Here is a 25,957-nt window from a genome sequence, read left to right as displayed (position 1 = left end):
CTGTTCCGCCCATGAAGGAGAACCCGTGACCACCCCTCGACCCGTCTCGCACCCCCGTGGAGCGCGCCGTCTCGCCGCCCCCCTGATCGCCGGCCTCGCCGTGCTCACCCTCGCCGGCTGCGCCGGCGGAGCAGCCGAGACCTCCGCCACGCCCGGCGCCGACGTCGCGCAGGACATCGTCTTCGCGCTCAAGGAAGACCCGACCTGCATCGACCCGCAGCAGTCGTCCGTGACGACCTCGCTCATCGTCGGACGCCAGCTGACCGACTCGCTCCTGGATCAGAACCCCGACACCGGCGAGATCGTGCCGTGGCTGGCCAGCGAGTGGGACGTGAGCGACGACCTCACCTCGTACACCTTCACGCTGCGCGACGGCGTCACCTTCAGCGACGGCACGCCGCTGACCTCCGACGTCGTGGCAGCGAACTTCGACGCCATCGTCGCGCTCGGCGCATCCGCCTCGCTCGCGAACGGCTACCTCGCGGGATACGCGGGCACCGAGGTCGCCAGCGACACCGAGTTCACGGTGAACTTCTCGAACCCGAACGTGCAGTTCCAGCAGGGCGCCACGACGATCTCGCTCGGCATCCTCTCGCCCGAGACCGTGGCCGCCCCCGCCGAGACGCGTTGCGCGTCGGTGGCCGGCACGGGCCCGTTCGTCCTCGACTCGTACGTGCCGAACGACTCGGTGAAGGTCGTCCGCCGCGACGGCTACGACTGGGCGTCGCAGCTGCGTCAGCACGAGGGCGAGGCCTACCTCTCGTCGGTGACCTTCCCGATCATCTCCGAGCCGAGCGTGCGCACCGGCGGCCTCGAGTCGGGCGAGTACGACGTCATCCAGGACGTGCCGTACGTCGACGAGTCGCGCTTCAGCACCGGCGACTACAACCTCTACGCCAAGGCGAACCCGGGCGTTCCCAACTCGCTCGTGGTCAACACCACGCGGGGTCCGCTGGGTGACGAGGCCGTTCGCCAGGCGATCTCGAAGGGGCTCGACCGCGACCAGATCAACGTCATCGCGGGGTCGATCAGCGGCCAGGCGCCGACGAGCGTCCTGACCTCCTCCACCCCCGGCTACACCGACCTCGGTGACGTGCTCGCCTACGACGCCGACGGCGCGAAGGCGCTGCTCGAGGACGACGGCTGGACCCTCGGGTCGAACGGGATCTACGAGAAGGACGGCCAGCCGCTCACCGTCACGGTCACGGCCTTCTACGCGCAGGACGTGCTCGAGGCCGCTCAGATCGACCTCAAGAAGGTCGGCATCGACCTGCAGCTGAAGATGGTCTCCTCGGGCGATTTCTTCGGCGCGATCGCCTCGGGCGACTACGACATGCTCGGAGCAGCCCTCACCCGCACCGACCCCGACGCCCTGCGGACGCTCCTGTCCACCGCGTCGAAGTCGCGCTGGGGCATCGTCGACGACGCCGAGCTGGAGACGCTCCTGCAGGAGCAGTCGCAGACCGCCGACACCGCGGCACGTCAGGAGCTGGTCGACGAGATCCAGCAGATCGTCGCCGAGCGCGCCTACGTGATCCCGACGCTGGAGACCGTGCAGCTGCACGGCTCGCGCGCCGGCGTCGAGGGCATCACGTTCGACTCGGCCGCGCGCCTGCACCTCTACGACACCGCGGTGGTCTCGGACTGATGACACAGCCGGTGCAGCGCGTGGCGTCAGCGGACGGAGGAAGCAGGGCGGCGTCCGTCGCGCGCTTCCTGATCCCGAAGATCCTGCAGTGCCTCTTCGTGGTCTGGGCGACCTACACGGTCGCCTTCCTGCTGATCCACGCGCTGCCCGGCGACCCGGTGCTCGCCGCCCTCTCCCTGCGAGGGGGCGACGCGACATCGACCGATCCCGCCGAGCTCGACGCGCTCCGCGCACGCTACGGCTTCGACGGTCCGCTCTGGCAGCAGTACTTCTCGAACCTCTTCGCGCTCGTGCGCGGAGATTTCGGCACCTCCATCGCGACCGGCCAGCCCGTCGGCGACATGATCGGGCGCGCCTTCCCGCACACGATCGCCGTCGCACTGTTCGCGCTCGTGCTCGGCTTCCTCATCGCCCTCGCGTTCACCGTGTGGGCGTACGTCGCCCGACCGGCGTGGATGCGCGACGTGGTCGCGCAGATCCCCCCGCTCGGGATCGCGATCCCCGCCTTCCTCAGCGGGCTCGTGCTCATCACCGTCTTCTCGTTCGGGCTCGGCTGGTTCCCCGCATCCGGAACCAACGGGTTCCCCAGCATCGTGCTCCCCGGGATCACACTCGCGCTGCCGACCGCCGCCATCTTCTTCCAGGTCTTCTCCGCAGCCGTCTTCGACGCGGGGGCGAGCCCGTTCGTGTTCACCGCGAACGCCAAGGGTCTCGCCCAGCGCACGGTCGTCGTCCGTCACGTGTTGCGCAACGCGCTCCTCCCCTCCATCACGATCATCGGCCTGCAGATCGGCTATCTCGCCGGCGGCACCGCGGTCGTGGAGACCGTCTTCTCCCGGGACGGCATCGGCCGCCTCACCGTCGACGCGGTGCTGGCCCGCGACATCAACGTCGTGATGGGGGTCGTGATCGTCGTCGCCCTCGTCTACGCCGTCGTCACGCTCGTGGTCGACGGCCTGTACGGCGTGATCGATCCGCGCACGCGTACGCGGCTCGTCGGCCGGAAGGGAGCGACCCGATGACCGTCCTGCGCAAACCCGCCCTCGTGCTGGCGATCCTCGTACTGGCGCTCACGGCCGCCGCCCTGATCGCACCCGAGCTGCTCGCCCCCTACGACCCGTTCGACTCCGTCGGCACGGCGCGGCTCGCGCCTCCCTCGCCGGAGCACCTCTTCGGCACCGACCACCTTGCTCGCGACGTCTTCTCGCGGGTGATCTACGGCGCACGTCTGTCGCTGTTCGCCGCGGGGCTGGCCGTCGTGGGCGGTGTGGTGGTCGGATCGATCATCGGCCTCGTCACCGGATACGTCGGCGGAGCCGTCGACTTCGTCGCCATGCGGTTCGTCGACGTGCTCATCGCCATCCCCGGGATCCTGCTGGCCCTCATCGTCGTCGCCTCGCTCGGCTTCGGTCCGCTGTCCATCGCGCTCGGGGTGGGTCTGGGCACCGCCGGCTCCTTCGCCCGCGTGATGCGCTCGCAGGTGCTGCGCGTGCGCGGCGAGGAGTACATCGAGGCCGCGCGCACGCTCGGCGTTCGCGGCCCCGCGATCCTGGTGCGTCACGTGCTCCCCAACGCCGCTCGTCCGATCATCGCGATGGCGGCGCTCGAACTGGCGCTGGCCATCCTGTCGGTGTCGGCGCTGAGCTTCCTCGGCTTCGGCGCGCAGCCTCCCGCGCCCGAGTGGGGCGCGCTCGTCTCGGCGGGCCGCGACTTCGTCGCCACCGCACCGTGGCTCAGCCTGCTCCCGGGTGCCGTGATCCTCGCGATCGTGCTCTCGGTCAACCAGGTGTCGCGCTCGATCGGAGGAACCCGATGACCGCTCTGCTGTCCGTGACAGGACTGCGCGTCGACTACGGCCAGGGGCGCCGGGTCACACCGGCCCTCCGTGGCGTCGACCTCGAGATCGCCCCGGGCGAGATCGTCGCGGTGGTCGGCGAGTCGGGGTCGGGCAAGAGCACGATCGCCCACGCGATCGTGCAGCTCCTCCCGGCGCAGGCCCGCGTGCGCGAGGGCGAGATCCGCTTCGAGGGGCACGACCTCGGTCGCACGCGACCCGCCGCGCTCCGCCGTATCCGGGGCGCCCGCATCGGCTTCGTCCCGCAGGACCCCTCGCACAGCCTCAATCCGCTCATGCGGGTCGGCGAGCAGATCGCCGAGACCCTGCGCCGTCACCGAGACCTGTCGAAGAAGGATGCTGCGGCAAGGGCGATCGAGATCCTCGGCGAGGTCGGCATCCCCGACCCGGAACGACGGGCGGGTCAGTATCCTCACGAGCTCTCGGGCGGCCTGCGCCAGCGCGTGCTCATCGGCATCGCCTGGTCGTGCGAGCCCGCCCTCGTGATCGCCGACGAGCCCACGAGCGCCCTCGACGCCACGGTGCAGCGCCACGTGCTCGATCGGATGCAGTCGTTGGCCGCGGCGCACGGCACCGCCGTGCTGCTGGTCACCCACGACCTCGCCGTCGCCGCCGACCGCGCCGACCGCATCGTCGTCGTCGAGAAGGGTCAGATCGTCGAGAGCGGAACCGCCGCGTCGGTCCTGTCGTCGCCCTCGCATCCCTACACGCAGAGGCTGGTGGCCGCCGCCCCCGGGCTCAATGCTCGGCGGCTGTCGCCGACCGTGGCCCCGCGCACCTCGCAGGCCTCCGACGGGGACGGGCCGCTCCTGTCGGTCGTGGGGCTCGCCAAGACCTACGGCAGCGGGACCCAGGCCGTGCGTGCCGTCGAAGCGGTCGAATTCTCCGTACCGCGCGGGTCGACGTTCTCGCTCGTCGGCGAATCGGGGTCGGGCAAGAGCACGACCGCGCGGATGGTCGCGCGCATCGTCTCGTCCGACGCCGGCACCGTCACGTTCGACGGCACCGACATCACCGACCTCGCCGGTTCGGCGCTGCGGCAGCTCCGCCGCCGCATCCAGGTCGTGTACCAGAACCCCTTCGGATCCCTCGATCCGCGCATGACCGTCGAGCGGATCGTCGCCGAGCCCCTGCAGGCGTTCGGCGTCTCGCGCGCCGAGCGTTCAGCGGCCGTCCGCGGCCTGCTGGCCGACGTGCGCCTCGCGCCGGAGCTGCTCTCCCGGCGCCCGACCGAGCTGTCGGGCGGCCAGCGCCAGCGCGTGGCGATCGCGCGAGCGCTGGCGCTGCGCCCCGAACTCGTCGTGCTCGACGAGCCGGTGTCGGCGCTCGACGTGTCGGTGCAGGAGCAGGTGCTGCAGCTGCTCGTCGACCTGCAGGCCGAGCACGGGCTCACGTACCTGTTCATCTCGCACGACCTCGGCGTCATCCGGCAGGTCTCCGACCGCATCGCGGTCATGAAGGACGGCCGGATCGTGGAGCAGGCCGATGCCCGGCAGATCTTCACCGAGCCCGCGCACGACTACACCCGCGAGCTGCTCGGAGCGATCCCCGGAGCCGCGCGCGCCTGAGCCCGTCGCGGGCGTAGGAGATGCGCCGAGCGTAGGAGGATTTCAGGCGGATCGGCCTACGCCGGTCCCTTCTCCTACGCCGGCAAGCCGGGATGCGGCGTCAGCGGCCGGTGCCGGCGTGCACCGTGGCGTCGGTGTCGCCGTCGAGCCCGTAGGCCGTGTGCACGACGCGCGCGGCCTCGGCGAGGTCGTCGCCGCGCAGCACGACCGAGATGCGGATCTCGGAGGTCGAGATCATCTCGATGTTCACGCCGGTGAGACTCAGCGCCTCGAAGAGCGTCGCCGAGACGCCCGAGTGGGTGCGCATGCCCGCACCGACGACCGAGAGCTTGCCGATCTGGTCGTCGTGGACGAGGTTCTCGAACCCGACCTCCGACTGCTCGGCGGCGAGAGCCTTGAGGGCGGTCGTCGCGTCGGTCTTCGGCAGGGTGAACGAGATGTCGGTGCGGCTGGTCGCCGCCGCCGACACGTTCTGCACGATCATGTCGACGTTCGCACCCGACTTCGCGACGATCTTGAAGATGTCGGCCGCCTTGCCGGGAACGTCGGGCACACCGACGACGGTGATCTTGGCCTGGCTCAGGTCGGTGGCGACACCGGCGACGATGGGCTCTTCCATCTCTTCTCCCTCGGGGACGAGTTCGTGGTGGCGCGAACGGTCGAGCACCCAGGTGCCCTCGCTCGAGCTGAACGTGGATCGGGCGTGGATCAGCACGCCGTGACGGCGGGCGTATTCCACGGCGCGGATATAGAGGACCTTGGCGCCGTTGGCGGCGAGCTCGAGCATCTCTTCGCTCGAGACGCGGGAGAGCTTGCGGGCCTTCGGTACGACGCGCGGATCGGCGGTGAAGATGCCGTCGACGTCGCTGTAGATCTCGCACACGTCGGCATTGAGGGCCGCGGCGAGCGCGACGGCGGTGGTGTCGGAGCCGCCTCGGCCGAGCGTCGTGATGTCGCGGGTGTCGCGGTTGAAGCCCTGGAAGCCGGCGACGATGACGATCGCGCCCTCGTCGAGCGCCTCGCGCAGCCGGATCGGGGTGACGTCGACGATGCGGGCGGCGCCGTGCGTCGCGTCGGTGATCATGCCGGCCTGGCTGCCCGTGAACGAGCGCGCCTCAAAGCCCATCGAGTGGATGGCCATCGCCAGCAGCGCCATGGAGATGCGCTCTCCGCTGGAGAGCAGCATGTCGAGCTCGCGGGGGGCGGGGATCGGGGCCACCTGCTGGGCGAGGTCGAGCAGTTCGTCGGTGGTGTCGCCCATGGCGCTCACCGCGACGACGACCTCGTGCCCGGCGCGGCGGGCGTCGACGATGCGCTTGGCGACGCGCTTGATGCTCTCGGCGTCGGCGACGGAGGATCCGCCGTACTTCTGGACGATCAGCGCCATGAGGGAACTCCCGGGAACGAACGGGCGGATGCTGCGCCCACCCCGCCATTCTAGGGAGCCCCGGATGCCGTGCCCGCCATGTGTCGGGAGCGACCGGTTCGGGGTCGTATCCGGCTCGTAGACTCGAGGAGCGGCGGCGCTCGTGAGGCCGATGAATGCGCAGCGCCCACCCGACGAGCGGAGATCCACGTGCAGCAACGACGCCGAGGACTCCTCTCCTCTCTGACCGGGCTGGTCCGCTCCGATCCGTCCGACGCGCAGATGACCGCCGTGCTCCCGATCATCGACGACGCCCTGGGCGTGCGCATCCTCGATCTCGCGATCCGCATCGGCGAGTCGATGCTGGTCTCCGGTGCGACGGCGAGCGACACGACGCTGACGATCGTGCGGGTCAGCGCCGTGTACGGTCTCGATCCGGTGCACGTCGACGTCACGTACAACTCGATCACCGTCGCCCACCACCGCAGCGACGCCGCGCAGCCGCTGACGCTGATGCGCGTCGTCCGCGGCTCCGCACCCGACCACGAACGGCTGCTGCGTCTGCAGGCCCTCGTGGCCGAGATCGACGGAGGTCTCTCCCTCGACGGCGCCGTCGCGCAGTACCGCGAGATCCGCCGCACGCCGTTCCGCTACCGCCCGCCCGTGGTGATCCTCGCGCAGGCGCTGCTCGCCGTCGGCGTCGCGGTGATGTTCGGGGCGAACTGGCTGCTCATCCTGCTCGCCTTCGCCGCCGCCGCCCTCGCCGCCCTCACGCAGTTCGGCCTCGCGCGGGCGAAGGTTCCGTTCTTCTTCAGCCAGATCGCCGGCGCGTTCGTGTTGACGCTGTTCGCCGCGCTGTCGCCGCTCCTCTCCACGACGGGGTGGGAGACGGCGCAATCGATCCGTCCCTCGGTGATCGTCGCCTCGGGGATCGTGCTGATGCTCGCGGGTCTCACGGTCGTCGGCGCCGCCCAGGATGCCATCGACGGCTTCGCCCTCACGGCGACCGGGCGCATCCTCGAACTCATCACCCAGACCCTGGGCGTCGTGATCGGCATCCTCGCCGGCCTGGAGACCGCCCGGGTCATCGGCTTCGGCATGGCACCGCCGAGCATGGCCCTCCCCCTCGGGCCGGTGGGCCTGCAGTTCGCCGGCGCCGCCCTCATCGCGATCGCGGTGGCCGTGTTCAACGGCGCGCGCAGCCGCATCATCGTCGTCAGCGCGCTGCTGAGTCTGCTCGCGTGGTTCGGCTACGTCGCCGCATCCGCCGTCGGATTCGACACGGCCGCCGCCAGCGGCGTCGGCGCCTTCGTCGGGAGCTTCGTGGGGGTCGTCGTCGCCTATCGCCTGCATGTGCCGTCGGTCGCGATCACGACCGCCGCGATCCTGCCGATGGTGCCCGGAGCCGCGGTCTTCCGGGGGCTCCTCGGCGTCGTGGAATCCGGCGAGAACACCGCGGAGCTCTTCACCGGTCTCACCACCTTGGTGGGCGCGGGAATCATCGGGGTGAGCCTGGCCGTCGGCGCCTCGCTCGGCCTCTACATCGGCGCGCCGGTGCGCGCCACGCTGCGCAGCGTCACCCGCACGCGCGCGCGCATCCGCCGATGAGCGGATGCTGCGCGGTCGCGCCTCCGGCGGCCCCTACCCGAAGCGGCCGTTGACGTAGTCGTAGGTGCGAGGGTCGATCGGGGCACCGAACATCGCCTCGGTGTCGCCGTGCTCGACGATGTGTCCCGGCTGCCCCTGCGAGGCGAGGAAGAACGCGCACTGCTGCGACACGCGCTGCGCCTGCTGCATGTTGTGGGTGACGATCACGATCGTCACCTCTTTCTGCAGCTCGCCCATCGTCTCCTCGATGACGCGCGTCGAGGTGGGGTCGAGCGCCGAACAGGGCTCGTCCATCAGCAGCACCTTCGGCTTGATCGCGAGCGATCGCGCGATGCAGAGACGCTGCTGCTGGCCGCCCGAGAGGCCGCCACCGGGCGCGCGCAGGCGGTCCTTGACCTCTTTCCACAGTCCTGCACTGGTCAGCGAGCGCTCGACGAGGTAGTCCTTCTCGTCGCGCGAGGCCCGCACACCGGTGAGCTTCAGCCCGGCGATGACGTTGTCGTAGATCGACATCGCCGGGAACGGGTTCGGCTTCTGGAACACCATCCCGATGTCGCGCCGCGCCTCGGTGAGCTTGCGGCCGGAGTCGTAGATGTCGACGCCGTCGAGCAGCACCTCGCCGGCGAGCGAGGCCGACGGCACGAGCTCGTGCATGCGGTTGAGGATGCGCAGGAAGGTGGACTTGCCGCATCCGGAGGGCCCGATGAGCGCGGTGACGACGCCCGCGGGCATCGTGAGCGACACCCGGTCGAGCACCTGGTGGTCGCCGAACCACGCGGTGATGTTGCGAGCGTCGAGCGAGGCGAGGGGCTCGGACGGCAGGACGGGCGCGGCCACGGCCGTCGGCAGGGGCGCCGACGGGTAGTTCGGCGTCGACGGCGCGGGAGCGTAGCCGGCCTGGTCGCGGCGCAGGCGGGCGGACTCGCTCCGGCGCGACTCGGGCGCCGAATCGATGACGGTCGTGATGTCGTCGGACATGGTGACGGCTTCCTTCGGGGTGGTCAGAGCAAGTTGGGAAGAAGCCGGGTGGTCTGATCGGCCACGAGGAATCCGGCGAGGAGGAGGACCGGCACGAACACGATCCAGGTGCGCTGCTGCCCGAAACGGCGGAACGCCCACACCGCGGCGATCTCGACGACGATGAGGAACTGCAGCGCGAACACCAGCGCCCACACGGTGGTGGTGTCCGTCGCCATCGGCTTCGCCTCGGGCGGCAGGGTGACCGGCGTCGTCTGGCGGGCACCGGAGGCCTGCGCCTCGGAGACGAGGCGCGCGTCGACGTAGGCGACACCGGCGGGGAGGTACGGCGCCCCCCGCGCGGTCATCAGGATCAGGCGGCTCTCCCCGCGCAGGGGGTTCGGCGGAGTGGGGTCCCCCGCATAGCGCAGCCCCGTGACCTCGAACAGGTGCAGGCCCTGGCCCGTGCGCACCGAGATCTCATCGCCCGGGCTCAGGGAGGCGATGCCCGAGAACGGACCGCCGTAGGCGGCAGCGCGCCCGGCGATCTTGCTCACACCGACCTGGCCGGGCAGCACTGTGTCGCGCTGGTGCCCGAGGCCCGTCGCGGTCTCGGCCGACGACGTGCCCTCGACGATGACCTCGTACATGCCGAGGCTCGGGATCTCGAGGATGCCGAGAGGCGCCCCATCCGGGAGCAGGACGTTCTCGAAGTCCCCCTCGCTCACCGGCGCGGTTCCCGCGGAGAGCTGCGCGCGGAACTCGTCCGAGAGTCGCTGCTGCGAGACGAGGTGCTGCAGGTGGCTGAAGACCGTGAGGTTGAGCACGAACATCATCAGCATGACCGCGAGCGTCGCGGCGATGCTCCGTGCGATGGCCTCGCCACGCGTGAGCGGGGGACGTGCCCGCTTCGGCTGCGGCGGGCGGCGCGGGGGCGGCGGCGTCCGGGGCGGTCGCGGAGGGCGGCCGCCGCGCATCGCGGCAGCCGCGGGCTCGGGGGTCGGAACGGCCCCGGGGGGCGCCTCGAGGACGGTCATGCGGGCACCCCCATCGGGACGCCCACGTCGCGGCGGCGAAGGACGTAAGCGATCGCCCAGGCGCCGAGGCCCGCGGCGACGATCAGGACGAACAACCAGGGAAGGACGAAGACCGTCGCGTCGCGGGTGAGCGGCGAGAGCTCGGTGCCGCCCACTTCCGCGGGGGGCTCGAGGCGTGCGTGCGCGGTGAGAACCGTCCACTGCCCCACCCCCGGGAGCTCGGCGCTGACCGTGCGCGTCTCGCCCGGTTTGAGATCCGCGATGACGAGGTCGTCGACCGCCGAGATGCGATTGCCGAGCAGTCCCTCCATCCAGAAATCCGCGGTGGCCTCGATCGTGGAGCTCGACACGTTGCGCACCGTGAACCACACCTGGAGGTCGCCGCCGAACGGGTTCATCGAGAGGACCGGGGCGCTCGAGAGGCCCCCGACGTTCAAGACGCCCCCGAGATCGACCTCGTCGCCGGTCGGTGACGTCGTGCTCACGGTCGGCGCCACGTCGGTGGCCGGAGCGCCGTTCGACGCGGACCCGGTCGAGGCGCCGCGTCCGGATCCCCCGGAGCCACCGGCGCCGGACGACGTACCTCCGGAGCTGGGCACCGGAGGGCTGCAGTCGGGCGCACCCGGACCGACCACGGTGGCCGTCATGTCGATGCCCGAGGCCGGCGCCGGAGACGGGGACGCCACGCAGGTCGTGGCAGCCGTCGCCGTGGGGATGGAGGCGGATGCTGCGGTGGCCCCGGCCGCCGACCCGGCCCACAGCGCGGCCGTGATGAGCACGATCGCACCGATGCCGCCCACGCGACGCCGCCGCAACGGCACGGTGTCCACGGTCATGCCCCGGACTGCTTCGAGTCGGTGGATCCGGCGCCCACGGGCTCGCGTTCGGTCTCGGCCTTGCGGCGCGCTTCGGCCTCGGTGTACTCCACCCATGCGGCGGCTCGACGGTCGTTGCGACGACGGCTGAACCAGATCCAGCCCCAGACGACCAGGCCGACGAGGACCACCGCGAGCAGTGCCCACGGAACGACGAAGAGCACCGTGTCGCGCGTCACGCTGGTCAGCGGGCCGGGGTTCAGCGCGGTCTCATCGACGCTCGGGTACAGAGTCACCACGGGGTTGAGGAACACCCACTGACCCACGCCGGAGACGGTCGTGGTGATCGTGCGGGTGCTTCCGGGCAGCATCTCGTCGACGTCCTGTTCGACGGGGGCGGACAGGCCGATGCCGAACGGACCACGGATCTCCGTCTTGAGAGCACCGGACAGGGCGACGTTTCCGGCGTTGCGCACGGTGAAGGTCACCGTCGTCTCACCGGCCAGCGGGTTGAGCGAGGGGGTGTAGGAGGCGGTCATGCCCGCCACCGTGAGGTTCGGCTGCAGGTCGCCGGGCACCCGGACGTAGAGGCGCGTTCCGACGCGGCGGTCGACGAGGACCTGCCCGTCGTCGGCGAGCACCGAGACGACGAGCCCCGCGGCGTGGTCGCCCGGCGACGCATCGGCGGGGGCGGCGACCGTGAAGGGAAGAGAGGCCGACTCGCCGGGCTGGAGATCCACGACGACGCTCTTCGCACCGGAGAACTGCACCCAGGCCCCTGCGTCGGAGGGCTCGACGCCCGTGTCGAGGAGGCCGAAGCTCCCCTCCTCGGTGTTGAAGGCGTCCGTGGCGAAGACCGTGAACGTCTGCACCGTCGTCCCCGTGTTCGACACGACGTAGGTGTCGTCCAGCGTCTGGCCGGGGCTCATCTGGTAATCGAATCGCGTGCGTCCCGCCGCATCCGCGTCGTTGAGCGGCGCGGCCGAGATACCGATCGAGTCTTCGGCGGGCGCCTCATCGGCAGCCAGGGCGATGCCGGTGGAGGCACCGGAGGAGAGGGCGATGAAGCCGGCGATCGCGAGAGCGACGAGGCGGATGCCCCGCGCGTTCGGGCGCGCGAGGAGCGGGGTCTTGAGCACGATACATCTCCCCAGAAACTGCTTGCCGCGACACGTCTGAGGTGTGAACGGCGGTTGAACGACCGACTTACAGGAGAATCACGAACGGGGGGCGGCGTCGGACGCCGCCCCCCGTCGTGATCGGGTTACTTCGAGACGAGCGTGAGCGTCATCTTCGAGGTGTACGTCCCGGCCGGAGCATCCACCGGCGCGACCAGCGTGAGGTCGGCGCCGAGCTTGGTGACGCCCACTCCGGAACCGGCCGGCGCGTCGGCGAACGGCGACGAGTAGATCGCCGAACCCGCGACCTGAGCGGATGCTGCGGCGACCCCGGTCGAGGTCGTCCCGGCGGCGATGACCTTCGGCGCGACGCCGAGGTTCTTCGCGCCGATGACGTTCGTGCCGTTGACGAAGTCGGCGACGGACTGCGTGACGGTCCAGCCCTTCTTCGACACGATGCGGTCGTCGGTGACGGTGACCTCGGGGAGCGTCGCCGTCGAGGTCGACTTCCCGCCGACGAGGGTCGCGGCGCTGAAGACGGCCTTGGCGCCGGCGGGGACCGTCAGCGAGAGCGCGCCGTCCTGCGCGGCGACCGTGGTCGCCTCGAGGTCGACGGAGCCGGACGACGAGCCCGCGGGCGGGTTCGTGGTGGTCTGGTCGGTGGTCGCTTCGTACGTCCAGTCGCCGCCCGGGCGGATGGTGATGTGGACGAACGAGACCGCGCGCACCGCGACACCGTTGATGTCGGTGTACGCGATGCCCAGCGAGAAGTTGCCACCGTTCGCCTTCGCCGCCGCGAGGTTCACACCCGCGGTGTTGATCAGCGTGACCTGGGGGGCGAGGACCGTCTTCGCGGCCGGGTCGGAGAACGCGTTGGTCCCCTTGGAGATCCAGCTGCTCGAGGTCATCTCCTCGCCGCGGTTGGAGAGGAAGATCGACACCGCCTGAGCGTTCGAGGGTCCCCTGAAGTAGGTGCTGTAGGTGGCGTAGTCGGTGTCGTTGGGGTGAGCGTAGACGGGCTCATCCCACGCCATGACGCGGGTGGTCGGAGCGAGGAGCTTCTCCGCACCATCCGTCCCGTCCCAGAGCCACATGGTCTCCGAGGAGCCGGACGGGGTGATGGCGGCGGCGGCAGCGGTGACCGACCCGCCGACGAGGGCGAGAGCGAGAACGCCGGCGACGGCGATCTTCTTCTTGGTGAGCGAGAACATCAGTCTGGTTCCTTATCCCGTAACTGATCAGCCCTGCGCGTACGCAGTGATGGCGGTGGTGGAGTTGGGCGCGAGGAAGCCGAACTTGCGCTTCACGGCACCGGGCGTCGTCGGCGCGTTGCCGAAGTTGGTGAGGCTGGCGGTCTTCGAGGAATCGACAAGGCCCGCGAGGACCGGGTCGAACGCCGGAGCGCCGTTGTAGGTGAACGACGACTGCACGCGGGCGCGCTCGACGATCAGGTAGGTGTCACGACCGAAGGTCGTGTTGGAGTAGTAGCCCGAGTTCGGCACGAGGGCCGGGGCGGTTCCGGTGAACGGAGCCTGGCCGCTGATGGGCGAGCCGAGCTGCACGCCGGTGGAGGCGGCGACCGTGTTGACACCGGCGACATTGTTCGCCTGGGCGATCCAGCTGGCGGCCGAGAACGGGATGATCTCGCCCTCGCCGAGAACCGCGGCGTCGTTCTCGGGAACGGTCGTGTTCGCCGCATCCGCGACACCCGAGGGCGTGGTCACGCCGATGGCGCCGAGGAAGAACGAGCGCGTGCCGGAGCTGGTCTGGGGCAGACGCGGCTTCACCGTGACGCCGTCGATCGTCGTCGTGGTGCCCTCGTAGATCGACTTGAGCTGAGCCGCGGTGAGGTTCGCCCACGCGGCGGTGCCGCCCTTGTAGGCGTACGCGACGGCGTCACGGCCGAACGGGACGTAGAGCAGACGGCCGTCGGCGCTGGAGGTGCCGCTGGCGGGGCCGCTCGAGCTGCGCGCGATGTCGACCTGGCCCGTGATGGGCTTGGCCGGGGTGGTGTTGCCGGAGACCGACCAGTTCGCCCCGTCGATCGAGCGACGCAGGGCGTCACGACCGGCGCCCGAACCGTTCGGGCGGGCGAAGAACGGTCCGCCCGACTTGGTCTGGATGGCCGGCGCACCGAAGGCGTCGAAGTTTCCGATGGACTGGCCGGCGGCGAGGACGCGCACGTAGGTGCCCGACGCGCTGGTGCCGTTGGTCAGGGCGTTCATCGCGTCCTGGAGGGTGTCGGAGCCGACAGCGGAGTAGCTGTTGGACACCGGCTCGGCCGAAGCGGTCGAGGCGAGGCCGACGCCCGAGAGGAGCAGGCCGACAGCCGCGCCGAGCGCGGCGATCTTCTTGAGCTTCACTGAGTACCTATCTGGTGATGGTGGATGGTGCATTCGGGTAACGCGATGAGTGTGCAAGCAAGGGCCCGCGTCACGGACGACGCGGAAGTCTGGGGATGATCAGCACGGCTGCCGCGCTCATGAGGCCGGCGAGCATGCTGAGAGGAAGAGTCGCGGCGAGCGCACCGCTGTCTGGGTCGGCCGAGGTCTCGGCTCCCGCGAGCGCGCCGGCGACCGCACCGGAGGCGGTCGGGTTTCCCGTGCCGCCGGCAGCGGGGGCCGCGGCCGCGGGAGGAGCGACGGCGGCAGGGGCGACCGCCGACACCGGGCCGTTGGGCGTCCCGTTCGCGATCGAACCTGCCGTCGACGGCCCGTCGTCGCCCGTCGTGGGAACCGTGCGCGTCAGGCCCTGCTGGAGCACGTTCGCCGCAGCCACGGCCTGCGAAGCCCACTTCGCGGGGATGGGCGCGTAACCGGCGGGGAGCTGGCCGACCTGCACGCCGGGCTCCTGTCCCGTCGTGGCGGCGAAGCGGATGAACGAGGCGTAGCTCGCGCGGGTCGCAGCGTCGGTCAGGAACGGGCTCGCCGCCGCGTACACGGGCATGGTGAGGGGGTAGGCCCCGGCGGTCGTCTTGGCGAGCTCGGACGATGCATCCAGGCCCATCACCTGCGGCTGCTCGGCGGACGCGGTCATGGCCCCGGCCGCGGCGGTCATCGACTCCGCATCGGCGGTGACGAACTGCCCGGCGGGGTTGCGCAGCGCCGCCGTGACGACCTGGTACTTCGCGGCCGCCGAGCTGTCGGTGAGCGCGACGACGGACTGGAAGCCCTGGAGGTCGCGCGCGACCCGGTCGTACCGCGGCGGGCGGGCGTCGAGATTCCACGGGCCCAGCACCTGACCGTCGCCGCGCAGGGTCAGGTAGGCCGAGACGTCGAGGTCGTTCGTGAAGGGTCTCCACGTGATGAGGTTGATCTCCGCGGCGCCGCCGTTCGGCTGCGCGTCCACCTGGGTCGGGTCGGCCTTGGGGAAGTTGTCGCGCGGCAGGCTCAGACCCGCGCCGACGGGATTGACCTTGGCGTCGGTCGAGCTGTACGGGTTGACCTTCGCGCCCCACGGGTCGGGCGTGCCCGCAAGGAACGCCCGCGCGTCCTCGTCGGCGAGGACGTAGCGCCACAGCTGGGTGGCGACGTCGGAACGCCCCTGGGGCACGAGCATGTCGGAGATCGCGACACCGGCGTTGACCTGGTACCCCCACTCCTTGTCGTTGATCGCGAGGAAGTCGGGATCGAACACGATGTTGCGAGGGTTGCCCGCGATGTGGTCCTTCTTCGCATCCGTCGGGAGGGAGTCGAGGTAGGACGACGTCAAGAGCTTCGCGATGAGCCGCGGCGTCAGGTTCATGCTCTCGAACGGGAGCCCGCTGCGCTCTTTCACCGCGTCGGGGACGCCGTCGTTCGGGTTCGGGAACCGATCGATCGCGAAGGCGACGGTCACGGCGGACAAGCCCACGGGCGCGTAGACGAGGTCGTCCTGCGACTCGCCGGAGTACGGCAGCGACGTCAGTGCCAGGGGCGACGTGTCCGTCGCCGCGTTCGCCTGGGCGACGGCGTCGCTCTCGTTGCTCTTGATCATGTTGAACACGTCGCCGCCCTCGGCGCCGCACAGGCTGGGCTGCCAGGAGGCCACCGCCGTCGCGAGGAGTTCGCTGCCGACCAGTTGGCGTTCCTTCGCACCGATCGCGCAGTTGATCCCGATCGGACGGAAGTCGAGCTTGACGGCCACGTGGTGCTTCCAGCTGTCCCAGAACAGACCGGACTGATTGATCGACTCCTCGCCGGTGTCCTTCGTGCCGCGGGGGATCGCGACGAGCCAGCACGACGACCCGGTGACCACGCCGCTGGCCGACGTCACCCGCGACCCGCATCCGAGACCCTGCGCCTGCGCGGCCGTCTGCACCTCGAACTTGGTGCTTCCCTCGCCGTTGGCGCCGGAGCCGGCCCAGGGGATCTCGTTCGACGTGTACTTCGTGAAGAACTGGTTCGTGTTGACGTCGACGCCCGGTACCCGCTTGTTGTCGACGACGTTCTGCACCATGTCGTGAACGCCGGACGACGACGTGGTCGCTGACCGGAAGGGGATCGAGGTGTACGCGGGATCGAGCTGACCGTTGTCGGGGGTGCTGTACGGCAGATCCTCCGCCGCGATCACCGGCCCCTGCGCGGCCGACTCGTCGTCTTCGTCGGACGGGGCGCTCGCGCGGTTGCCGTCGCGCATCGCGCCGGCCGAGAGGAACGCGCCGTACTGACACGTCGTGCGGTCCGGCTTGGAGGGGTCGGTGGGGTCATCGCCCCAGCACTGCGCGAACTGGAGGAAGTTCTCGCCACCGGTCTGACCCGACGGCCTCGTGGATTCCTTGCCGCCGGTCCACCGGATCTGGATCCCCTGCGAGACGAGCCCCGTGGTCTGCGACACCGTGAGCTTCAGATCGGGGAACGGAGCGTTCTTCGCGTCCTTGTCGTAGCTCGCCGCGGAGATCGTCACCGCTTGCGAGTCGTCATCGGCCGCGGCCGCGGGCTGAGCGGTCGCCACACCGCTGAAGGTCAGCGTCGCGAAGACGAGGCCGGTGACGAGCACGCCGGTCATGCCGGACAGGAAACCTCGCATCGACCGGGGCGTGGTGGCAGCCGTCGGCACAGTACTTCTCCAGATCTGGGCGACAGTCGGGACCTGTCGACACGGTCGAAATTATGGGCGGGTCGTGAAATCGAGATGAACGCTTCATCAACGAGGAATCGCGTTCTCATGGCGTATCGGGAGGGGCCGGGATCACGCGCGAGACTCTGTCCACGCACCCCGCCGGCACGCCGGAGACCGCCCGAGCGTCGTAGCGCTCGGACGGTCGCGCGCGCACTCAGGGCCGCGTCGAGGAGCCCCGCCGGAGTCGCCGTGACGTGAGAGGAGGAGTGACGATCGCACCCAACAGAAGAATGGCGGCGGCGAGCATCAGGAACTGGGGAGCCCCCCAGCCCCCCTCGGCGAGGGTGAACGGTGACGAGGCCGCGGCCACACCCCCACCGGAGGCACCGGAGATGAGGTTCCCGTTCGAGTCGTAGAGCGGGGCATCGGCGGATGCCGCCGCCGCTGCGGCATCGGTCGCGGCGGCGGGGTCACCCGCAGCAGCCCCTGCCGTTCCTGCCGCCGCTGCCGAGCCGGCGGCACCGGCCGAGGAGCCCCCGGAACCGGAGCCGCTGACAGGGGTCTCCCCCGTCGCACCCGCGGTACCGGTGGTGCACTGGTCCGGACCCTGCTTGTCACAGGCCGCCGGCTGCTTCGCCGTGAGGGCGAGCTGGTTGTTCGATTCGTCCTCGCCGGGCTTGAACGTGGGGTTGTTGCACTTGTTCGTGTCGATACCCGCGGTGTTGGCGCCGGGGATCCGCTTGATCTGCTCGGACCCCGCTTTGACGAGGTTCATGGGCAGCGGCGAGTACCCCAGCTGCTCGGCCTGTTGCTGGCCCTCGCACAGCACGTACTCGGCGAAGGCGCCGAGCGTGCGCCCCTTGTCGGTGGTGAAGATACCCGCGACCTGCGTCGGCACGATCATGTAGGAGTAGCTCGACAGCGGGTACGTCCGGGGGTCGGGGTTGTTGTAGACGTCGTCGAGGATCTGCGTCAGGTCGGTGTTGATGCGCGCTTTCATCATGGCCACGGCGACCGACGACGCGGTGGGCTCGATGTAGTACCCGGCGGAGTTCAGCACCTTCGCCACGGGGAAGCCGGACTTGAGCGCGTACGAGTACTCGACGTAGGTGATGGCGCCCTCGCCGTAGTCCTGGCTGACGTACCCGGCAACACCGAGGGAGCCGTTCTGCGCCTTGCCGTTGGCGGGGACGGGGAACTGCGAGCGGAGTCCGTTCTTCCAGATGTCACCGTGCTGCTTCGACATCCAGAGGCTGAACTGGGCCGACGAGCCGGATCCGTCGGAGCGGACGACGGGGACGATGGCCTTGTCGGGCATCGCCAGCCCCGGGTTGTCGGCCTTGATCGCCGCGTCGTTCCAGTTCGTGATCTGCCCGGCGAAGATCCGCGTGATCGTCGCACCCGACAGACGCAGGTTCGTCACCCGCTTGCCGCCGATCTTGAGGTTGTACATGAACGACGTGCCGCCCGCCACGATCGGCATGTACGCGTAGCTCGTGGTCGGCGTCTCGGGCTGCGACCCGTCCTCCGGATTGGACTGGAAGGGGATCTCGCTGATGGCGAAGTCGACCGTGCCGCTGATGAAGTCACGGCGACCGGCCGACGAGCCGACGCCCGAGTAGTTCACCGTCATGCCGTAGTTCGTCGCGACGTTCGTACGCCATTGGTCCAGGGCGTTCTGCGACCACGTCGACCCCGTCCCCGAGATGCGGGCATACGAGTCGGCCGCGACGGCCGGGGATCCGGCGCCGGTCGCGAGCCCGGCGGCGGCGAGCAGGAAGATGACAGCCGTGGCCAGACGGCGGGAGGGTCGGCGGATCACGAGAGGTCCTTCGGTGAGTCGAGGCTGGCCGGGTCGATGACCTCGGTGATGTCGGATGCTGTCTGCAACGGCTCCGAGGTGTCGTCCTCGCCGGTGGCGACGACGGGTCGGTCGGCGGGAACGGGTGCGTCGATGCCCACGGGGGCGACCACCGCGGTGGCGACGGCCGATCGGATCTCGTTCTGCCGGGTGATGCGGTGCAGATCGGCGACGGAGCCCGCGGCGCGCGCCCGCCGCTGCCGGGCGTTGAGCTGGCCCGGGCCCTTCCCCCCGATGAGGCGGGCGATGACGAACAGCAGAAGCACGAGGAAGATCAGCGTCGCGGCGGCTCCGAAGCCGCGGGCGATCATGTTCGGCTCGGGGGACTTGACGAAGTCGAACACCTGCAGCGGCAGGGAGATCATCGGCCCGGAGAACGGGTTCGTGTTCATCACCGCGGTGACACCCGATGTCAGGAGCACCGGCGACGTCTCGCCTACGCCGCGCGCGGTGCCGAGGATCACGGCGGTGGCGAGTCCCGATCGCGAGGTGGGGAGGACGACCGTCCAGACCGTCCGCCACCGCGACGCACCGAGCGCATACGACGCCTCGCGGAGGTTGCCGGGGACGAGGCGGAGCACGACGTCGGATGCCCTGATGATGATGGGGAGCATCATGACGGTGATCGCCAGCGCCGCCGCGAACCCCGATCGCTCCTTGGTGAGCAGCGTGATCACGGCGGAGTAGATGAACAGACCCGCCACGATCGAGGGGAGCGCCGTCATCGCGTCGGAGACGGTGCGGACGAAGCGCGCGAAGCGGCCGCCGATCTCGTTCATGAAGACGGCCGTGGCGATGCCGAGGGGTACGGCGATGGCCAGGGCGATACCGATCTGGATGAGCGTCCCCACGATCGCCTGGGAGATGCCACCCATGGAGAGAGGGTCGAGCGGCCCGGTGAACTCCATCGTCTCGACGAAGAAGTTGAATCGGATGAGCCACTGCCCCCCGAAGAGCGCGGGCGCACCGCGCCAGATCGTGAAGACGACGACGAACACCAGGGCGGCCAGCAGGATCGACCCCGCGCTGTACAGGAGCGCGGTCATGACACGATCCGCCACCTCGAGCCTGTCGGCGCGCAACGCGATGAGCAGGGCGTAGATCAGCACGAATCCGAGGTAGGCCACCACCGCCCAGCCGACGGCGCCGGTCATCGGCGTGATCCACCCGAACAGCAGTGTGGCGACGGCGAGCGACGCCACGAGCGCGCCGACGACGTTGAAGGTGTCGTCGGCTGCGGTACCGCGGATCTGGCGACGCGGGCCGATCGGGGTGGCGCCTCGCGCGGGCAGGATCGTCTGTCGGTGTGTCGTCTCGCCCCGCTCGTCGAGCGTGTGCGAGACGTCGACGTCGCCCGCGTCGGCGTGCGGCGGGTGGAGGGTGGTGAGGGTCTGTTCGGCGGCGATGGTCATCCGTCGCTCTCCGCTCCTGAGCGCGACCGCGCGACGATCGACGACGCGGTGAAGTTGATGACGAGGGTGATGAGGAACAGTGCCAGCCCGGCCGCCATGAGCGCCGACAGCCCGAACTGGCTGGCCTCGCCGTAGCGCAGCGCGATGAGGGCGGAGATCGAGTTGCTGCCGGTCTTCAGCACCTCCCAGTTGATCGTGAAGATCGGCGAGATGATCATGTAGACGGCGATCGTCTCCCCGAGCGCCCGCCCGAGCCCGAGCATGGTGCCGCCGATGATGCCGCCGCGACCGAAGGGCAGCACCACGGTGCGGATCATCCCCCACCGCGTCGATCCGAGGGCGAGGGACCCCTCGCGCTCCCCCACCGGAGCCTGCGAGAAGGCCTCGCGCATCACTGAGGTCTGAGTGGGAGCCACCATGAGCGCCACGACGATGCCGGCGATGAAGGCCGACGATGTGAAGGCGCTCGCATCGGTGAGCCGCGCGCCGTCCGGCCCGGTCACGGCGAACACCGGGATCCAGCCGAAGTAGGTGGAGATCCACTGCGCCACGGGGATCACACTCGCCTGCAGGAAGAACACCCCCCAGAGCCCGTAGACGACGCTGGGGACGGCCGCCATCAGGTCCACCAGCGTCACGAGGAGCGACTTTGCCCGCGGCGGCACGATCTCGGAGATGAGAAGGGCCGTGCCCAGGGCGAGCGGAACCGAGAAGAAGGTCGCGATGAGCGCGATCGTGAACGTCCCGGCGAGGACGGCGGCGATGCCGAACTGCTGCGTCTCGGGCGACCACTCCTGCGTGGTGAAGAAGGAGGGACCAGCGACCCCGAGCGCCTCCCCGCCGCGGAGGGCGAGGAAGAACCCGACCGCGAGCATGATCGCCACGGTGATGCCGCCGGCCGCGAACGACGCGGAGCGGAAGACGGAGTCCGAGACCGAGGGCGCGGCCTTCAGCGAGCGCGCCGCGATCTTCGGCTTCTGCTCCGCAGCATCCGCCTCGGGCGATCGCTCGGGCTCGGAGGGCGTCAGCAGCTGCGTGAGGTCGTCGGAGCCGACATTCGTCATGCGTACGCCTCGGAGGTGCGCGAGGGCAGGCGGAAAGCGCGTCTCATGGGGCTTCCTGAGCAGAGCGACCGGCGGCGGGTTCCGGCCGGATCCTCGCCATCGTGGGCGTCGAAGGTGAACGATCCGCGACGGATCGGAGAAGGACGGCTGTCGCGGTCGTGAGCGCGGGACGTCATGGCGTGGCCCCCGGTGTCGGTGTGCGGGTCGGCGTGGGTGTCGGCGTGATCGGAGGGGCGGTCGGGGTGGGAGCGGGGAGGGGCGCGGCGACCTCGAGAGCGACGCTCGTCCCGAGCGGGATGCTGGTCGCCCCGGCGGGTTGGACGGCGATCACCGTGCCGGTGGGTGCGCTGCTCGTGCGCCGGGTGACGACGGGGACGAAGCCGGCGGCGGCGACGGCATCGATCGCCGACTGCTCGACGGCGCCGACCACATCGGGCACGGCGTTCGACCCGCCGGCCACGGTCAGCGCGACGTATCCGCCCGCCTGCAGGGAGGCGCCCACGGGCGGCTCGCTGGCGAGCACGGTGCCGAGCGGACGCGCGGAATCGACACTCGCGACCTCGCCCACCGCGAGTCCGGCCGCCGCGAGCGCTCGGCGCGCCGCATCCGAGCCGAGTCCTTCGAGCGCCGGCACCTGTGCCATCACGGGTGGCGGGGGCGTCGCCACCGGTGTCTCCGACGCGGACGGCGCGGGGGTCGGCACCGGGCTCGACACGACGGCGGCGGGTGTCTCCCGCGCCGTGGTCGGCTGGCTCCCCGACGACAGCGCCACCACGACGGCGACCACGAGTCCGGCCGCGACGAGCCCGAGCCCCCAGAGCCACGGCGATCCGCCCCGCCCCTCGGGTTCGGCCGCCGCGTGGTCGGCGGCGTCGACCGCCGGGCTCAGCGCGGGGGCGAACACCCGCGTGCGAGTCGTCGCGTCGACCGGCACCGCGACCGTGGTCGCGCGCGGTGCGACCGCCGACGCGAGAGCGTCGCGCATGTCCGCGGCCGACGCGAACCGCGCGGCCGGGTCTTTCAGCATCGCTCGCACGATCACGCGGTCCAGTGCCACCGGCACTCCCCCGACGCGGACGGATGCCGTCGGCGGAGCCGCGCTCTGGTGGGCGCGGACGGTCGCCTCCGGCGAGTCGCGCGGGAACGGGGCCGATCCGACGAGGGCGAAGTAGAGCACCCCGGCGAGCTGGTAGAGGTCCGCGGACGGACCCACGCCCTCGCCGCGGAGGAGCTCGGGTGCCGCGTACTGCAGGTTGCCGACGACGCCGTCGCCCTCCGCGCTGCGGAGCACGTCGCCCCCGCGGGTGGTCGAGCCGGCCGCATCCACCAGCCCGAAGTCGATGATGCGCGCGTCGCGGAGGCGGCCCGCCGCATCCACGTCGATCACGACGTTCGACGGCGAGATGTCGCGGTGCACGAGCCCGGCGGCGTGGAGCACCGCCAGAGCGTCGAGCACTCTCGTGCCGATGTCCGCGGCGGTGCGCGCCGACAGCGTCCCCCGCTCCCGCACGTGCTCCCCCAGCGTGAGCCCGGGCGCGATCTGCCACGCGGTCCAGGTCTCCGCCTCCCCCTCGGGATCGTGGATCCCCGACCCGACGACCCCGCACAGCCCCGGGTGCGAGAGCGCGGCGACCGCCTCGGCCTCGCGGAGGAACGCCGCCCGCATCTGTGGGTGCGCGGCGAGGTGCGGGTGCAGCACCTTGACGGCGACCCGCCCGCCGTCACGGGTGTCGAGCGCGTCGTAGACAGACGCCGTGGCGCCCGAGCCGAGGAGGCCGAGCACCCGGAAGCGTCCGGCGACGAGCCCGTCGGTCATGGCGCCGTCGCCCGCGTCAGACAATCTGGTTCACGGGCGCGATGGCCCGCCGAAGGCGTCGCCCCGACTGCGTGCCGATGTTCACGCCCGTCGCGATGGTCGCCGTCGCGAGCACCGTGCGGGCGGCGCGGGCCGCCGCCGCCGCCTCCGAGGCCGACTCGTACCACCGCGACGACGTCATGACCGCCTCCCCGTCGCGGCGCAGCACCCACCCGTGCGTCATCGGCGTCGCCCCGCGCACGACGGAGGCCGTGAGCGACAGCGCCTCGCGCTGGAGCACCTCGACGGTCGCCACGGCCTCCGCCGGCGTCGGGAACAACCCCGATCCACGACCGAGCTCCCGGTTGTTGGTGGCGAGGATGCGCCACACTCCGAACCGACCGGTCCGAGCGCGCTCGCGCTCGTCGACGTCCGCCGCCGCGACGTCGGCCGGCACGGTGAGCACGTCGTGGAGGATCTGCGCGCGGAAGACGAGCCACGAGTTCAGCATCGGGTCGTACGCCGAGCGGAACGTGTCGAAGACGATCCGGCCCGCATGGCTCGTTCGTCGTGGGAGCGCCTCGCTCACAGTCGTCCTATCGCGCGGTCCTTCTGAGAACTCCCCATGAGAATCTCAAGAACCGTCGATGCTCGAAGGTGGCCGCACGTCATGTACGGCGGCACATCGAAAGATGGCCGACCGGTATACGAAGGGTGATCGTCTCGTGCGTCGCGGTGGATCGGGGTCGGCGCTAGCATCCGACCATGGACGCGCTCGAGGGGTGGACCGACTTCCACGTCGCGATGGTCGGTGCCACCGCCGCCCTCGCGGGTCTCGTGATCGTCGCCTCGAGTGTGAACATCGCCCAGATCGTGAAGGCCACCACGATCACCTCCCGTCTCGCCGCCGCGATCGCCGGCCTCGTCCTCGCGATCGTCGTCGCGGGCGCGGCGCTCATCCCCGGCATCCCCGCCCCCGCGTACGGGGCGGTCGTCCTCGTCGCTACCGCGGGCGCAGGCGCCTTCCAGGTGCACGCGGCGTGGGTGATCATGCGGGATCCGGACCCGGCCGACCATGCCCGTCTCCCGAAGTCGGCATTGGGCTTCGTGCCGATCGCAGCGTACGCGGCCTCCGGCGTCGTGGTCTTCTTCGACCCGCCCACCGCCCTGGTACTCGCCGCCGTCGGCTGCATCATCGCGATCGTGTCGGCGATCATCGTGTCGTGGGTGGCGCTGGTCGAGGTGCTCCGCTGACGATCGGATGCTGCGTGCTCAGCCGGGTGCGACGGGCGGCATCTCGTCGCTCCGGCGTCGGACGCGCAGCGATCCTCCGGTGGCGGCGAGCCAGCATCCGACGATGATCAACGGGAAGCCCGCGAGCAGCCCGATACCGAGAGACTCGCCGAGCACGACCACCCCGAGGAGGATGGCGACGATCGGGTTGACGTAGGTGAAGAGTGGGGCGCGAGCGGGCCCGACCTCGCGGATGAGCGCGAAGAACGCGAGGAAGGCGACCGCTGTGCACAGCACCGTGAGAGCGACGACCGCCGCGATGCTCCGCGTCGTGGGGATGCCGTGGGTGGTGAGGAGCGCGATCGGGAGGTAGCCGACTCCGACCATGAGAAGCGAGAGGGTGATCGACCCGAGCGCGGGCACATCGCGGAGGTGCTTCGCGACCACGAACGGCGCGATCGCGTAGCAGACGGCGACCAGCAGCACCTCGCCGACGGCGACGACGCCGAGCGGTCCGTCGCCGAGAGACAGCCCCGGGCCGGCTACGACCACCGCGACGCCCACGAAGCCGAGGCCGAGTCCGACCAGCCGAACGGGGCGCACGGCGGTGCGATCCCCGCGGGTGAACGCGACGAGAGCGGCGAACAGGGGGACGGTCGCCACGAGAAGCCCGGTGATCCCCGACGGGAGCGTCTGCTCGGCGTGCGCCAGCAGCACGAAGGGACCCGCCATCTCGAGGAGGGCGAACACCAGCACCCACCTCCACTTCCGCAGAGCAGGACCCAGCACGCCGCGACGCAGCGCGAACGGTAAGAGCAGCAGCGCCGCCCCGAGCGTGCGGATGCACACCACCGCCGGCGGCGACAACGAGTCGACGGCCTCTTTGATGAAGAGGTAGGGCATGCCCCAGAGCACTGCCATCGCGATGAACAGCAACCAGGCACGAGCGGTGAATCGGGTCGGGAACCCGGCCACCGGCGCCGGCGTCACAGCGTGCGTCGCCCCTCGAACGCCCGACCGAGGGTGACCTCGTCGGCGTACTCGAGGTCGCCGCCGACGGGGAGCCCCGACGCGAGTCGGGTCACCTGGATCTCGAGCGTGTGCAGCAGCCGGCTGAGGTAGGTGGCGGTCGCCTCGCCCTCGAGGTTGGGGTTCGTCGCGAGGATGACCTCTTGCACCGTTCCGTCGGCGAGGCGCTGCATCAGCGAGGTGATGCGCAGGTCGTCGGGCCCGATGCCGGCGATCGGGCTGATCGCCCCGCCGAGCACGTGGTACAGACCGCGGAACTCGCGCGTGCGCTCGATGGCCGCGACGTCTTTGGCGTCTTCGACGACGCAGATGAGCGTCGGATTGCGTCGAGGGTCGCGACAGATGCCGCAGCGGTCCTGCTCGGAGACGTTGCCGCAGATCTCGCAGAAGCGCACTTTGTCGCGCACCTCGCCGAGCAGGATCGACAGGCGCGAGACGTCGAAGGACGGCGACTGGAGGATGTGGAACGTGATCCGCTGCGCCGACTTGGGCCCGATGCCGGGGAGACGCCCGAATTCGTCGATGAGGTCTTGAACGATGCCGTCGTACAT

At 70.6% G+C, this 25,957-nt stretch carries 21 protein-coding genes; 6 read left to right on the top strand and 15 right to left on the bottom strand.

The genetic code is table 11. From position 1 onward, the window contains the following. Positions 1 to 25 precede the first annotated feature (25 nt). The 4 genes from FVP77_RS01710 to FVP77_RS01695 are packed head-to-tail and all read left to right on the top strand — an operon-like array spanning position 26 to position 5,071. Complete coding sequence (locus FVP77_RS01710; RefSeq protein ID WP_187266775.1) at positions 26 to 1,648, top strand: ABC transporter substrate-binding protein; 1,623 nt, start codon at positions 26 to 28, stop codon at positions 1,646 to 1,648. Continuing rightward, positions 1,648 to 2,670 (top strand): ABC transporter permease, encoded by a 1,023-nt coding sequence (locus tag FVP77_RS01705; protein ID WP_147892967.1) that lies wholly within the window; start codon positions 1,648 to 1,650, stop codon positions 2,668 to 2,670. Before FVP77_RS01710 ends, FVP77_RS01705 begins: the two co-directional genes overlap by 1 nt. Then, on the top strand, positions 2,667 to 3,464 hold the full coding sequence (locus FVP77_RS01700; protein ID WP_147892966.1) for an ABC transporter permease: 798 nt from the start codon (positions 2,667 to 2,669) through the stop codon (positions 3,462 to 3,464). The genes FVP77_RS01705 and FVP77_RS01700 overlap by 4 nt, the downstream gene beginning before the upstream one ends. Then, positions 3,461 to 5,071 carry a dipeptide ABC transporter ATP-binding protein gene (locus FVP77_RS01695; RefSeq protein WP_147892965.1) on the top strand — a complete coding sequence of 537 codons (1,611 nt, stop codon included), beginning with the start codon at positions 3,461 to 3,463 and terminating at the stop codon, positions 5,069 to 5,071. The genes FVP77_RS01700 and FVP77_RS01695 overlap by 4 nt, the downstream gene beginning before the upstream one ends. A gap of 100 nt (positions 5,072 to 5,171) precedes the next feature. Here the strand turns inward: FVP77_RS01695 and FVP77_RS01690 are convergent, their stop codons facing one another. Beyond that, positions 5,172 to 6,458, bottom strand: coding sequence for an aspartate kinase (locus tag FVP77_RS01690; protein ID WP_147892964.1), 1,287 nt, complete (start codon positions 6,456 to 6,458; stop codon positions 5,172 to 5,174). A 189-nt stretch (positions 6,459 to 6,647) separates the two neighbouring features. On the opposite strand from FVP77_RS01690, the gene FVP77_RS01685 reads away from it, so the two are divergent. Further along, positions 6,648 to 8,045: a threonine/serine exporter family protein gene (locus FVP77_RS01685; RefSeq protein WP_246133933.1), complete on the top strand. Its 1,398-nt coding sequence runs from the start codon at positions 6,648 to 6,650 to the stop codon at positions 8,043 to 8,045. 33 nt (positions 8,046 to 8,078) lie between these two features. Here the strand turns inward: FVP77_RS01685 and FVP77_RS01680 are convergent, their stop codons facing one another. The 12 genes from FVP77_RS01680 to FVP77_RS01625 all read right to left on the bottom strand — a co-directional run bounded on the left by FVP77_RS01680 (position 8,079) and on the right by FVP77_RS01625 (position 23,733). After that, positions 8,079 to 9,023, bottom strand: a complete 945-nt coding sequence (locus FVP77_RS01680) for a phosphate ABC transporter ATP-binding protein (protein ID WP_147892963.1) — start codon at positions 9,021 to 9,023, stop codon at positions 8,079 to 8,081. Positions 9,024 to 9,046: 23 nt separating this feature from the next. Next, positions 9,047 to 10,039 carry a sortase gene (locus tag FVP77_RS01675; protein WP_246133932.1) on the bottom strand — a complete coding sequence of 331 codons (993 nt, stop codon included), beginning with the start codon at positions 10,037 to 10,039 and terminating at the stop codon, positions 9,047 to 9,049. Continuing rightward, entirely contained in the window at positions 10,036 to 10,875 is an 840-nt protein-coding gene (locus tag FVP77_RS16685) for a hypothetical protein (protein ID WP_187266774.1), read from the bottom strand. The genes FVP77_RS01675 and FVP77_RS16685 overlap by 4 nt, the downstream gene beginning before the upstream one ends. Next, positions 10,872 to 11,993, bottom strand: a complete 1,122-nt coding sequence (locus FVP77_RS01665; RefSeq protein ID WP_147892961.1) for a COG1361 family protein — start codon at positions 11,991 to 11,993, stop codon at positions 10,872 to 10,874. Before FVP77_RS01665 ends, FVP77_RS16685 begins: the two co-directional genes overlap by 4 nt. Before the next feature lie 125 nt (positions 11,994 to 12,118). After that, positions 12,119 to 13,183: a hypothetical protein gene (locus FVP77_RS01660; RefSeq protein WP_147892960.1), complete on the bottom strand. Its 1,065-nt coding sequence runs from the start codon at positions 13,181 to 13,183 to the stop codon at positions 12,119 to 12,121. 27 nt (positions 13,184 to 13,210) lie between these two features. Continuing rightward, positions 13,211 to 14,335, bottom strand: coding sequence for a hypothetical protein (locus tag FVP77_RS01655; RefSeq protein ID WP_147892959.1), 1,125 nt, complete (start codon positions 14,333 to 14,335; stop codon positions 13,211 to 13,213). A 70-nt stretch (positions 14,336 to 14,405) separates the two neighbouring features. Next, positions 14,406 to 16,958, bottom strand: coding sequence for a hypothetical protein (locus tag FVP77_RS01650; protein WP_147892958.1), 2,553 nt, complete (start codon positions 16,956 to 16,958; stop codon positions 14,406 to 14,408). 268 nt (positions 16,959 to 17,226) lie between these two features. Continuing rightward, positions 17,227 to 18,834: a phosphate ABC transporter substrate-binding protein PstS gene (pstS, locus tag FVP77_RS01645; protein WP_246133931.1), complete on the bottom strand. Its 1,608-nt coding sequence runs from the start codon at positions 18,832 to 18,834 to the stop codon at positions 17,227 to 17,229. Beyond that, entirely contained in the window at positions 18,831 to 20,285 is a 1,455-nt protein-coding gene (gene pstA, locus FVP77_RS01640) for a phosphate ABC transporter permease PstA (protein ID WP_147892957.1), read from the bottom strand. Before pstA ends, pstS begins: the two co-directional genes overlap by 4 nt. Next, entirely contained in the window at positions 20,282 to 21,349 is a 1,068-nt protein-coding gene (gene pstC, locus FVP77_RS01635) for a phosphate ABC transporter permease subunit PstC (RefSeq protein WP_147892956.1), read from the bottom strand. The genes pstA and pstC overlap by 4 nt, the downstream gene beginning before the upstream one ends. Positions 21,350 to 21,521: 172 nt before the next feature. Beyond that, positions 21,522 to 23,165 (bottom strand): serine/threonine protein kinase, encoded by a 1,644-nt coding sequence (locus FVP77_RS01630; RefSeq protein WP_147892955.1) that lies wholly within the window; start codon positions 23,163 to 23,165, stop codon positions 21,522 to 21,524. Between the two features lie 16 nt (positions 23,166 to 23,181). After that, on the bottom strand, positions 23,182 to 23,733 hold the full coding sequence (locus FVP77_RS01625) for a YegP family protein (RefSeq protein WP_147892954.1): 552 nt from the start codon (positions 23,731 to 23,733) through the stop codon (positions 23,182 to 23,184). Between the two features lie 176 nt (positions 23,734 to 23,909). Between FVP77_RS01625 and FVP77_RS01620 the strand changes: the two genes are divergently transcribed. Further along, positions 23,910 to 24,398 (top strand): hypothetical protein, encoded by a 489-nt coding sequence (locus tag FVP77_RS01620; RefSeq protein WP_147892953.1) that lies wholly within the window; start codon positions 23,910 to 23,912, stop codon positions 24,396 to 24,398. Positions 24,399 to 24,416: 18 nt separating this feature from the next. Here FVP77_RS01620 and FVP77_RS01615 read toward each other — a convergent pair whose 3' ends face one another. Together FVP77_RS01615 and recR are read right to left on the bottom strand one after the other, a co-directional pair. Beyond that, positions 24,417 to 25,367, bottom strand: a complete 951-nt coding sequence (locus FVP77_RS01615; RefSeq protein ID WP_246133930.1) for a DMT family transporter — start codon at positions 25,365 to 25,367, stop codon at positions 24,417 to 24,419. Beyond that, entirely contained in the window at positions 25,364 to 25,957 is a 594-nt protein-coding gene (recR, locus tag FVP77_RS01610; protein WP_116647877.1) for a recombination mediator RecR, read from the bottom strand. Before recR ends, FVP77_RS01615 begins: the two co-directional genes overlap by 4 nt.

Origin of the sequence: Microbacterium hatanonis (assembly GCF_008017415.1) — a bacterium.
GTDB classification, from domain to species: domain Bacteria; phylum Actinomycetota; class Actinomycetes; order Actinomycetales; family Microbacteriaceae; genus Microbacterium; species Microbacterium hatanonis.
The sequence above is the reverse complement of the archived record's forward strand: the minus strand, read 5'-3'. Positions and strand labels throughout refer to the sequence as shown.